Source organism: Paraclostridium bifermentans (assembly GCF_019916025.1).
Taxonomy (GTDB): domain Bacteria; phylum Bacillota; class Clostridia; order Peptostreptococcales; family Peptostreptococcaceae; genus Paraclostridium; species Paraclostridium bifermentans.
In genome coordinates, this window is record NZ_CP079737.1 from 258380 (window position 1) to 270014 (window position 11635).

Annotated in this window: 10 protein-coding genes; 9 read left to right on the forward strand and 1 reads right to left on the reverse strand. The window is 29.0% G+C overall.

From position 1 onward, the window contains the following. Positions 1 to 69: 69 nt before the first annotated feature. The 4 genes from acdB (at position 70) to KXZ80_RS01495 (ending at position 5065) form a co-directional block, all read left to right on the forward strand. Complete coding sequence (gene acdB, locus KXZ80_RS01480; protein ID WP_021434148.1) at positions 70 to 1203, forward strand: putative isocaproyl-CoA dehydrogenase AcdB; 1134 nt, start codon at positions 70 to 72, stop codon at positions 1201 to 1203. A gap of 48 nt (positions 1204 to 1251) precedes the next feature. Beyond that, positions 1252 to 2037 (forward strand): electron transfer flavoprotein subunit beta, encoded by a 786-nt coding sequence (gene etfB / locus KXZ80_RS01485; RefSeq protein ID WP_021430126.1) that lies wholly within the window; start codon positions 1252 to 1254, stop codon positions 2035 to 2037. 13 nt (positions 2038 to 2050) lie between these two features. Beyond that, entirely contained in the window at positions 2051 to 3103 is a 1053-nt protein-coding gene (locus KXZ80_RS01490; RefSeq protein ID WP_021434147.1) for an electron transfer flavoprotein subunit alpha/FixB family protein, read from the forward strand. A 327-nt stretch (positions 3104 to 3430) separates the two neighbouring features. After that, the gene (locus KXZ80_RS01495) at positions 3431 to 5065 is read left to right on the forward strand and encodes a sigma-54 interaction domain-containing protein (protein ID WP_021430149.1); all 1635 of its coding nucleotides are present in this window, start codon (positions 3431 to 3433) and stop codon (positions 5063 to 5065) included. A gap of 182 nt (positions 5066 to 5247) precedes the next feature. Here KXZ80_RS01495 and KXZ80_RS01500 read toward each other — a convergent pair whose 3' ends face one another. Beyond that, the gene (locus KXZ80_RS01500; protein ID WP_021434146.1) at positions 5248 to 5709 is read right to left on the reverse strand and encodes a cyclic nucleotide-binding domain-containing protein; all 462 of its coding nucleotides are present in this window, start codon (positions 5707 to 5709) and stop codon (positions 5248 to 5250) included. Positions 5710 to 6039: 330 nt separating this feature from the next. Between KXZ80_RS01500 and KXZ80_RS01505 the strand changes: the two genes are divergently transcribed. From KXZ80_RS01505 to KXZ80_RS01525, 5 genes are all read left to right on the forward strand, one after another. Further along, on the forward strand, positions 6040 to 6975 hold the full coding sequence (locus KXZ80_RS01505) for a phosphoglycerate dehydrogenase (protein ID WP_021434145.1): 936 nt from the start codon (positions 6040 to 6042) through the stop codon (positions 6973 to 6975). A 99-nt stretch (positions 6976 to 7074) separates the two neighbouring features. Then, positions 7075 to 9096, forward strand: coding sequence for an NAD-dependent DNA ligase LigA (ligA, locus tag KXZ80_RS01510; protein ID WP_021434144.1), 2022 nt, complete (start codon positions 7075 to 7077; stop codon positions 9094 to 9096). Positions 9097 to 9245: 149 nt separating this feature from the next. Further along, a complete protein-coding gene (rph, locus tag KXZ80_RS01515; RefSeq protein WP_021434143.1) occupies positions 9246 to 10595 on the forward strand; it encodes a ribonuclease PH in 1350 nt (449 codons plus the stop codon). Beyond that, entirely contained in the window at positions 10595 to 11065 is a 471-nt protein-coding gene (locus tag KXZ80_RS01520) for a metallophosphoesterase (RefSeq protein WP_021434142.1), read from the forward strand. The genes rph and KXZ80_RS01520 overlap by 1 nt, the downstream gene beginning before the upstream one ends. A gap of 23 nt (positions 11066 to 11088) precedes the next feature. After that, the gene (locus tag KXZ80_RS01525) at positions 11089 to 11610 is read left to right on the forward strand and encodes a DUF2179 domain-containing protein (RefSeq protein ID WP_021430240.1); all 522 of its coding nucleotides are present in this window, start codon (positions 11089 to 11091) and stop codon (positions 11608 to 11610) included. Positions 11611 to 11635: the final 25 nt, after the last annotated feature.

Below are 11635 nucleotides of genomic sequence, written 5' to 3' on the forward strand. Positions count from 1 at the left end.
TATTTATAAGGATTTCGTTTTTAATAATATCTCATATCAAAAATTTTAGAATATAAAATGGAGGAGAATATGTTATTTAATAAAGAGAAAGAACTTTTAAGAAAAGCAGTAAGAGACTTCGTAAGTAGAGAATTGGCAACTTTACCAGAAGAAATTGATAAAACTGGGGAAATGCCAAGAGAATTATTAGACAAAATGGCCAAAACAAAATATACAAGCGTTACTGTACCTGAAGAATATGGGGGAGCAGGTTCAGATTACGTATCATATGCAATAATAATGGAAGAACTTAGTAGAAGATGCGCATCAACTGGAACTTATGCAACTGCAGCATCATCTCTAGTATCATTACCGATACTTAACTATGGAACTGAAGAACAAAAACAAAAATATTTAAGAGGTATCGCATCAGGTGAAATGATAGGAGCGTTTGGTCTTACAGAACCAGGAGCAGGATCTGATGCTTCAGCACAACAAACAACAGCAGAACTTGATGGAGATTATTATATATTAAATGGAAGAAAAACATTTATAACTAATGCTCCTATATGTGACGTTGCTATAGTAATTGCAGTTACAGATAGATCAAAAGGTCTAAAAGGAACATCTGCATTTATAGTAGAAAGTAAATGGGAAGGATTCTCTCACGGAGCTCATGAAGATAAAATGGGTATAAGAGGAACTCAAACTTCAGACCTAATATTTGAAAATGTAAAAGTACCAAAAGAAAACTTATTAGGAAAAGAAGGTATAGGATTTAAAATAGCTATGAATACTCTTGATGCTGGTAGAATAGGTGTTGCAGCTCAAGCATTAGGTATTGCACAAGGTGCACTTGATGAAGCTATAAAATATACAAAAGAAAGAGTACAGTTTGGGAGAACGCTTTCTAAATTCCAAAATACTCAATTTACTTTAGCTGATATGGAAACAAAAGTAAATGCAGCTAGATGGTTAGTTTATGATGCAGCTGAAAAGAAAGATGCAGGAGTAAATATGACTAAAGAATCTGCGATGGCTAAATACTATGCAGCTGAAATAGCAAATGAAGTTGCTTATAAAGCATTACAATTACATGGTGGATATGGATTTATAAAAGATTATCCAATCGAAAGAATATATAGAGATGCTAGAATAATGTCTATATATGAAGGTACATCAGAAGTTCAAAAAATGGTAATATCTTCAAGCATTTTAAAATAAATTAAACCTTTAAAAATATTTTATACTAGTTAAATGGAGGTAAAGACTTTGAAAATATTAGTTTGCGTTAAACAAGTTCCAGATACTAATGAAGTTAGAATAAATAAAGAGACAGGAACTCTTATAAGAGATGGTGTTCCAAGTATATTAAACCCTGATGATGCAAATGCATTAGAGCAGGCATTAAGATTAAAAGATGAACATGAAGGATCAAAAGTAACAGTAATAACTATGGGACCTCCTCAAGCAGACTTTATGCTTAGAGAGTGTTTAGCTATGGGTGCTGATGAAGCAATCCTTCTTAGTGATAGAGCGTTTGGAGGAGCTGATACTTGGGCAACTTCAAATACAATAGCAGCAGGAATCAAAAAGGTAGGCGATTACGATATAGTATTTGCTGGAAGACAGGCTATAGATGGGGATACAGCTCAAGTTGGACCACAAATTGCTGAAAAACTTGATATACCTCAAGTTACATATGTGCAAGATTTCTCTATAGATGGAGATACAGTAACTGTACAAAGACAATTAGAGGATGGATACGAAGTAATAAAAGTAAAAAAACCTGTTCTTTTAACAGCTGTTAAAGAACTTAATGAACCAAGACATATGTCTGTTGATAAAATAGTAAAAGCATTTAAAACAGAAGTAAAAGTTTGGACTATAGACGATTTAGATGTAAATAGAGAAGAAGTAGGACTTAAAGCATCACCAACAAAAGTATTTAAATCATTTACACCAGATCCAAGAGGTAAAGGGGAAATACTTAAAGGTAATCCAGAAGATATTGTGAATACGGTACTAGTAGGACTAAAACAAAAGCACATTATATAAGTTGGAGGTTAAGATGAATACAAATATAAATGAAAATATAAAAGATTTTAGCTCATATAAAAATGTTTGGGTGTTTGCAGAGCAAAGAGATGGTGCAATAACACCAGTTGTAATAGAATTACTTGGAGAAGGTAGAAAATTAGCTGATGAAATAGGTGTTAACCTATGTGCAATATTATTAGGTAAAAATGTAGATTCTATGGCTAAAGAATTAGTTGCTTATGGAGCGGATACAGTTTATACTGCGGATGATGAATTGTTAGAAAAATTCACAACTGATGCTTATACAAAAGTTATAACTGATGCAATAAATGAATTTAAACCAGAAATAGTACTTTATGGTGCTACTCATATAGGAAGAGACTTAGCTCCAAGAATAGCTTCAAGAGTAAGTACAGGTCTTACTGCAGACTGTACAAAACTTGAAATAGATCCAGATGATAAAAAATTAAAACAAACTCGTCCAGCGTTTGGTGGTAATATAATGGCTACGATTATATGCCCTAACACTAGACCTCAAATGTCTACAGTTAGACCTGGAGTTATGGAAAAAGCAGAGAAAAATGATTCTAGAGATGGAAAAATAGTTCCTATGTCATTTAACTTAAGCAAAGATGATATAAGAGTAGAAGTTATAAAAACTGTTAAGACTAAAAAAGATTTAGTATCTTTAACAGATGCAAATATAATAGTATCTGGAGGACTTGGAATGGGAAGTCCTGAAGGATTTGAAATGTTAAAACAATTAGCTGATAAATTAGGTGGAGTAGTAGGAGCATCACGTGCAGCTGTTGACGCTGGATGGATAGACCACTCTCATCAAGTTGGTCAAACAGGAACTACTGTTAAACCTAACCTGTATATAGCTTGTGGTATATCTGGGGCTATACAACATTTAGCAGGTATGCAAAACTCTGATTTTATTATAGCTATAAATAAAAATGAAACAGCTCCAATACTTGATATAGCAGATTATGGTATAGTAGGAGATGTTAAAGATATAGTTCCATTACTTACAGAAAAACTTGACAGTGTAGATGATTTAATCGAACTAGTTAATGCATAGATTTTATAAAATTAATCTAGTCGTAAAAACTTATATATTATAGTAAACCTAACCAAAATAATCCTTGTGTATAATGTGATTCAATATTATATACAAGGATTATTTAATTTAGCGTCTAAGTATATAATTAGGGCTAAATTTAATTAGTACCAATTACATAAAAATATAAAAAAACATAGAAAATTAGACAAAATGACAAATTTAATAAAAAAATAACAATAAATTTATAATTAATACATTGTAGATGATATAATGTTCTTAGGTAGGAAAATGGTTTTTTATATTTAATAGGGGTGTAATTTACTAAATAAGGAAGGGCTGAATAGAGTGTATAATGATTTTAGGGGCTTTATTAATCACTTAGAAAATCCAGCAATTTTATGCAGTGAAACTGGGGAAATACTAGATTTTAATGCACAAATGAAAAAGATTTTTAATTTTGTTGATGTGGACAAGCCATCAAATATATCTGTTTTGGATAGTACATTTAATGAAAATGACTATTTTTCAAACAATAGAAAAAAAATACAGCTTAGAGATTTAAATATGTTTGTAGACGTTTATTCCATTAGAGATTATAAAAATGAATTACAGTATATTTATTTATTTGAAAAATCTATGATAACAGATAAGGTTGTAGAGGACATAATTGAACATATAGATGAAGTTGTAGTTATATTTAATAAAGATGGTGTTATTGAAAAGATGAACAGCTTATGTGATGAAATATTACCATTTAAAAGAAAAGAAGTTCTTGGGAGAAAAATTGACAAACTAGTTTATATGGGATTAGTAGAAGAACCGATAATACTAAATATGCTAGGAGTTAAGAAAAAAACTTATAAAAATATAGTTTATCCTGGAGGTAAAGTTATAGCATACACAGCAGTTCCTATATGGGATAACAAGGGAGAAGTAAAAGGGGGAGTATTAACTGGTAGAGATATTTCTAGAGTTATAAACTTAGATTCTCCTCACGCGAAAGATTGTACAACAGCCACTAACTCGGAATATATAAGCAAAAGTGAAGTTATGGATAATATAAAAAATGTAGTAAAGAGAGCAGCAGCATCTGATTCTTCTATTTTTATAACTGGAGAGTCTGGTGTAGGAAAAGAAATTATAGCTAGAAAAATATGTAAGTATAGTCATAGAAGGGATAAACCATTTATAGCAATTAACTGTGGTGCAATTCCTAATGAGCTCCTAGAATCAGAGTTTTTCGGATATGAAGAAGGTTCTTTTACTGGAGCTAAAAAGTCTGGGAAAAAAGGTCTTTTTGAGCAAGCAAATGGAGGTACTATATTTTTAGATGAAATAGGCGAATTGCCACTTCAAATGCAAAAAAAATTACTTAGAGTTATACAAGAAAATACGATTACTAGAGTTGGAGGAACTAAACCCATAAAAATTGATGTAAGGTATGTAAGTGCTACTAATATTTCAAATGAGGATTTACATGATAATTTGAAGTTTAGACAGGATTTATATTATAGACTTAGTGTTATACCTATAAAAATACCTCCATTAAGGGAAAGAAAAGAAGACATAATGCCTTTGGTTGAATATTTCTTAGATTTATACAACACTAAATATAATAGAGAAATAAGCATTTCTCCTAAGGTTATGGAATTGTTAAATAATCATTCATGGCCTGGAAACATAAGAGAACTGAAAAATATTATCGAAAGGTTTGTTGTTTTATCAGTTAAAAATACGATAGGAGAAGATGAGTTTAATATGCTAATAAATTTAGATGATTTATCTAAGGAAAACGACTTAAAATCTCCAATAGTTGTAAATGGTATTGTAAATTTAAATGAAGCATATAAAATAGTAGATCAAATAATTATACCTAGAGCAATAGATAAGTATGGTTCTATTACACAAGCATCAAAACAAATAGGGATAGATTCTTCTACTATACATAGAAAAATAAAAAGTGGATATTTAAAATTGTAAAAAATAATTATAGTAGTTGCGAAGCCTAAATGATTCTGCTATCATTATGGTATAAGTACATATGATTCAAAGAGGCCATGAAGGTTTTAAAACTTTCATGGTCTTTTTTGTTTTATTAGTACAAAAAAAACTCTATATAAAATAGATAGACTTTAACACTATCTATTCCCTTTTATAAGATGCTATATAGCATCTTTTTCTTTTTTAAAAAAATTTATTTTTAAATCATTATTGTAAATAGAGTTTGCAAAGCTCTTACAAAAATATGATAGGAAAGTAGGGTCTTTAAATGCTACATCCTTTATAATTGACACAGGTATTCCTATAAAAATACATTCATCTAAAGCTCTTAAACTATATTCAAATTTATTTTCTGTAAATATTTCCAAAGAGCCAATAATATTTAAATTATTTATAGAAGATTTAAGTATATTATTATTATCAAAAGAATTTTCTAATTTAATAGTAGTTCCCTCCACGAGAAAATATAAGTAATCGGGAGTTGTATTTTTAAGAACTATAAGTTCATTTTTATTAAAACAATGAAGTTCCATATGAGAGTTCAAATTTACATCAAACATATTATTTATTTTATAATTTTCAATATAATATCTTAAACTATCGTCATGATGAAGTTTAAGCATAAAATCACCCCTTAAAAAATATTATCATATTGAAAGTATTAACTTATATTTGAAAATATAAACTATGATATATAAATAAAAAACAGGTCAATTGTTCAAATTTATAATTTGGAAATTATATACATCAAAAGCTTGTAATTCCTAAGAATTAAAAATTAAAAACTGGACAATATATTATTAAATAAATACACAAAACACCTCAGTGATGGCATTCTAATATATAGTGTATTTATATAAAATAGATTAAGTCCTTTAATTATTTAATAATTAAAGGACTTTTATTTTTAAGATAAAATATAATTAACTATTAGATATGGGAGGAGATACTTTATGAAATTATTAGTTACAAATAAATATGAGGATAATGAAATAAATAAATTGATAGATTTAGGATATGAAGTAATATATATGAAGGAATCTAAGGCTGAAGTAAATAATGAAAATAAAGATATTGAAGTAATAGTAGGTTATAATCCGTTTAACACACTTGATATATCGAAACTAGAAAATTTGAAACTAATTCAATTAAGTAGTGTTGGAATAGATCAAATACCAAAAGATGAAATTATAAAAAATAATATTACGGTATGTAATAACAAAGGAAATTATAGTATTCCTATGGCGGAATATATAGTTATGTATATTTTAAATGTATATAAAAACACAAAACAAATGTATGAAAACCAAGCACAAAAGAAGTGGAAATTAGCTATAAACTTAGAAGAACTAACTGATAAAAAAGTAATGTTTATAGGAACTGGTACAATTGCAAAAAATGCTGCTGATAGGTTAAAAGCATTTGGAGTATATGTTTATGGAGTTAATACAGATGGTAGAGACGTTGTAGGATTTGATGAATGTATATCTATAGGAAATATAACCGAAGGGTTAAAAAAATGTGATGTAGTAGTTATTACTTTGCCATCAACAAAAGAAACTAGAGGAATGATTAATGATGAAAAATTAAAAACTATGAAAGATGGATCAGTGATTATAAATGTTGGTAGGGGAAACATAATAAATGAAAATGATTTAATCAATAATATAAGTAAGTTTAAAGGTGTTTGTTTAGATGTATTTGAAAGTGAACCATTAAATAAAGAAAATAAACTTTGGGAATTTGAAAATGTAACTATAACCCCTCATAATTCATGGATATCTGATAAAAATAGAAGTAGAACATTTAATACTATATATGAAAATTTAAAGAATTATATAAACAAAAAAGAGCTTAAAAACGTTGTAAATATTCAAAAAGGATATTAATAGTTTAGTTGTAATTTTAAGAAGGAAATTATGGTATACTAAGATAGTATTGCATTGAAATTAGTACGATTTACATAGATTTTAAAAGAGGTGATTTATATGGACATAAAAACTAGAATGGATGAATTGATAGATCAAATAAACTATCATAGCAATAAATATTATAATGATGATGCTCCTGAGATATCAGATTATGAATATGATAATTTAATGAAAGAACTTATAAAAATTGAAGAAGAAAATCCTCAAATAAAAAGAGCTGATTCACCAAGTAGTAGGGTAGGAGGTAAGCCTTTAGATAAATTTACGCAAATAACACATAAAATACCTATGCTTAGTTTATCAAATGCTTACTCAGATAAGGATTTAAAAGATTTTGATAAAAGAGTAAGAGAATTAGCTGATGATAGTGTTGAATACGTAGTTGAATTTAAAATAGATGGATTATCAGTTGGATTAACATATAAAAATGGAGTTTTTGAAAAGGGAGCAACAAGAGGTAATGGAGTAGTTGGAGAAGATATAACAGAAAACTTAAGAACAGTAAAGACTATACCTTTAAAAATTAATGATACAGAAGAAGTTGTAGTAAGAGGAGAAGTATATATATCTAAGGAAAATTTCGAAAAAATAAATGAATTACAAGAAGAACAAGGACTTCAATTATTTGCTAACCCTAGAAACTTAGCAGCAGGAACTTTAAGACAGTTAGATTCTAAGTTAACAGCTAAAAGACCTTTAGATATATTTATATTTAACCTAGAGTATATTGAAAATACAAATTTAAAAAGTCATAGTGAATCATTAGAATATCTTAAAAACTTAGGATTCAAGGTTAGTACAGATTACAAAGTTTGTTCAAATATAGAGGGAGTTATAAAGCATATTGAATATTGGACAGAAAATAGATCAAAACTACCGTTTGAAATAGATGGAATGGTTATTAAAGTTAATGATTTACAACAAAGAGATATTATGGGTTATACAGCTAAAAGTCCAAGATGGGCAATTGCATATAAATTCCCTGCAGAGCAAAAGAAAACGAAGCTTATAGATATTATAGTTGAAGTTGGTAGAACAGGAACTATAACGCCTACAGCTATACTTGAACCAGTTAGATTAGCTGGAACAACAGTTTCTCGTGCAACTTTACATAATGAAGATTATATAAATGAAAAAGACATAAAAATTGGAGATACAGTTTTAGTTCAAAAAGCCGGAGATATAATACCACAAGTAGTTCAAGTTGTTAAAGATGATAGAGATGGAAATGAAATAGAATTTAAATTCCCTGATAAATGTCCTGTATGCTCAGAGCCTACTGTTAGATTAGAGGGAGAAGCTGCAGTAAAGTGCATTAATATTAGTTGTCCAGCTCAAATTAGAAGAGGAATAATACACTTTGCTTCAAGAGATGCAATGAATATAGAAGGACTAGGAGAATCTATAGTTGGATTATTACTAGATAACAATATAATTAAAGATATAGCTGACCTTTATTACATAAAAAAAGAAGATGTAATAAATTTAGAAAGAATGGGCGAAAAATCAGCTGAAAATTTAATTAAAGCAATAGAAAAATCTAAACAAAATGAACTATATAGATTAATAAATGGATTAGGTATTAAATATATAGGAGTTAAAGGTGCAAAAGTTTTGGCTAAAAGTTTTGATAGTTTAGATGAAATAATAAATGCAGATGCAGTTCAGTTAACTAATCTTGAAGAATTTGGAGATATAATGGCAAACAGTGTTGTTGAGTTCTTTAAAGAAGAAAAAAATATGACGGTTATAAATAAATTAAAAGATGCTGGGGTTAATACAGAATCTATAAAAAATAAAGATGAGTCTATAGTTAATATTTTTGAAGGAATGAAGATTGTATTAACAGGTACTTTACCTACTTTAAAAAGAAATGATGCAAAAGAAATGATTGAGGCAAGAGGAGGAAAAGCAACTTCTAGTGTAAGTAAATCTACAACATTTGTTTTAGCTGGAGAAGAAGCAGGATCAAAGCTTACAAAGGCTAACGAATTAGGAGTCAAAGTTATTGATGAAGCTAAGTTTTTAGATATATTAAACTTAAGCTCAAAAGAAGAAGTTCAAGAAGTTATTAAGTAAAAATATTGGGGAAATTATATTAATAAATAACTACTATTTAGGGTTAAATAATGCTAATATATTATAGTATATACAATATTTAAGTTACAGTTCGGGTAAGTTAATTAGTGTGAATTTGCTTTAAAAAATGTTTGAAAGAGGTAATATAAATGACGAGAATTGATGGTAGAAAAAATGATGAAATAAGACCAGTTAAAATAACTAGAAACTTTACTAGATATGCAGAGGGATCTGTATTAATTGAAATGGGAGAAACTAAAGTTATCTGTACAGCTTCTATAGAAGATAAAGTACCTCCTTTCTTAAGAAATTCAGGAACTGGATGGATAAATGCAGAGTATTCTATGTTACCAAGATCTACACACCAAAGAAAAATAAGAGAGTCATCAAGAGGTAAAGTTGATGGAAGAACTCAAGAAATACAAAGATTAATAGGAAGAGCTATAAGATCAGTTATAGATTTATCTAAAATAGGAGAAAGAACTATATGGGTAGACTGTGATGTAATCCAAGCTGATGGAGGAACTAGAACAGCATCTATAACAGGAGCTTTTGTAGCAGTAGCAGAAGCTTTATATTCTTTATATGAAAAAAAACAAATAAAAACTTTACCTATAAGAAACTTTGTATCAGCTATAAGTGTAGGTATAGTTAATGGAGAGCATGTTTTAGATCTATGCTATGAAGAAGATTCAAATGCACATGTTGATATGAATGTTATAATGACAGACAAAGGTGAATTTGTAGAGGTTCAAGGAACAGGAGAAGAATCTCCATTTACTAGAAAAGATTTAAATGCATTACTTGAATTAGGAGAAAAAGGAAATAAAGAGCTTATTAAAGTTCAAAGAAAAGCATTAGGGAAAATAGCAAGTGAAGTTCTTGGAGAAGAAATTCCAGATGAAGTTGTTATAGCTACAAATAATGCTCATAAATTAGAAGAAATTTCAGCTATACTAAATGATTTTGATTGTAAAATATATTCTCTTAAAGATGTGGATTTAGCAGGAATAGAAATAGTAGAAGATGGTCATACATTTGAGCATAATGCTCTTATAAAAGCTAGAACTATAGCTAAAGCTACAAATATGGTAGCAGTTGCGGATGATTCTGGTCTTGAAGTGGATGCTTTAGGTAAAAAGCCAGGGGTTTACTCAGCTAGATATGCAGGAGAAAATGCAACTGATGAGCAAAATAGAGAAAAACTTGTAAAGGCTATGAAAAATGTGCCTATGAGTCAAAGAACAGGAAGATTTGTATCAGCTATAGCTGTAGTATTCCCAAGTGGAAAAGAGTTTGTAGTAAGAGGAACTTGTGAAGGAACTATAGCATTTGAAGAAAAAGGTGAAAATGGATTTGGATATGATCCATTATTTATAGTGAATCAATATAATAAGACATTTGGAGAATTACCTAGTTCAATAAAAAATTCAATAAGTCACAGAGCAAATTCTTTAAAACTTATGAAAGATGAATTTAATAAAAGGATAGTGAAGTAATGAAAATTGGGGTAATAAGTGACACTCATAGAATGAATAGGTTTATAGATAAAACTATTCCATATTTAAAAGAATGTGACTTAATTATACATGCAGGAGATAATTTTATAGATTCAAAATATATTCATAAGATGACTGGAGTTTCGATGATGGCAGTTAGAGGGAACTGCGATTTTGAAAATACAGAAGATGAATTAGAGTTTGAGATAGAAAATAAAAATATATTTGTTTGTCATGGGGATAAGTATGGCGTTAAATATGGTATTGAACAATTACATGAAAAAGCTAAAAATATATGTGCAGATATTGTTATATTTGGGCATACGCATACACCAGTAATAAAAGAAAAAAATAACATACTATATATAAATCCAGGTAGCATATCATTACCAAGAGGAGTAAATTATAGAAGTTTTGTTATATTAGAAATATCTAGTGATAATGTGAGTATTGATGAGATAAGGTTATAAAAATAATTTAGGGGGATTAGTAAATGGAATTTGTTTTGGGGTATTTACTCATATTTTTGGCTAAATGTTCAGATGTAACATTAGCAACAATTAGGACTATATTTGTAGTAAAAGGTAAAAAGAAACTTGCGTTTTGCATTGGGTTTCTTGAAATTTTAATATACCTATTTGCTATGGATAAAGTACTAGGTGACATGGGGGACATAGTAAAAGTAATGTCATATGCGCTTGGATTTGCAACAGGTAACGTAGTTGGAATCACACTTGAGGAAAAACTTGCAATAGGATTAATAACAGCTCAAGTTTTCACTGGTGAAGATGTAGATCAATTTGCAGAGTACTTAAGACAGCATGGTTTTGGAGTTACTGTCATAGAAGGTAGAGGAAGAGAAGGCGTAAAGTATATACTACAAGTTGTTTTAGATAGAAAGCACCTTCATAATTTCCAAAATACTATAAATAGTTATGATTCTAGGGCATTTGTAGCAGTATCTGAAATCAAGAACGTCAGAGGTGGATATTTTGGTCGAAATGCGATGAAATAAGGCGCTTTTCAAAGCCAGTTCATAT

What these genes read in the sequence shown, in the direction of transcription:
- acdB (WP_021434148.1), top strand. Translation starts at nt 70, where the DNA reads ATGTTATTTAATAAAGAGAAAGAACTTTTAAGAAAAGCAGTAAGAGAC.
- KXZ80_RS01490 (WP_021434147.1), top strand. Translation starts at nt 2,051, where the DNA reads ATGAATACAAATATAAATGAAAATATAAAAGATTTTAGCTCATATAAA.
- KXZ80_RS01500 (WP_021434146.1), bottom strand. Translation starts at nt 5,709, where the DNA reads ATGCTTAAACTTCATCATGACGATAGTTTAAGATATTATATTGAAAAT.
- KXZ80_RS01505 (WP_021434145.1), top strand. Translation starts at nt 6,040, where the DNA reads ATGAAATTATTAGTTACAAATAAATATGAGGATAATGAAATAAATAAA.
- ligA (WP_021434144.1), top strand. Translation starts at nt 7,075, where the DNA reads ATGGACATAAAAACTAGAATGGATGAATTGATAGATCAAATAAACTAT.
- rph (WP_021434143.1), top strand. Translation starts at nt 9,246, where the DNA reads ATGACGAGAATTGATGGTAGAAAAAATGATGAAATAAGACCAGTTAAA.
- KXZ80_RS01520 (WP_021434142.1), top strand. Translation starts at nt 10,595, where the DNA reads ATGAAAATTGGGGTAATAAGTGACACTCATAGAATGAATAGGTTTATA.
- KXZ80_RS01525 (WP_021430240.1), top strand. Translation starts at nt 11,089, where the DNA reads ATGGAATTTGTTTTGGGGTATTTACTCATATTTTTGGCTAAATGTTCA.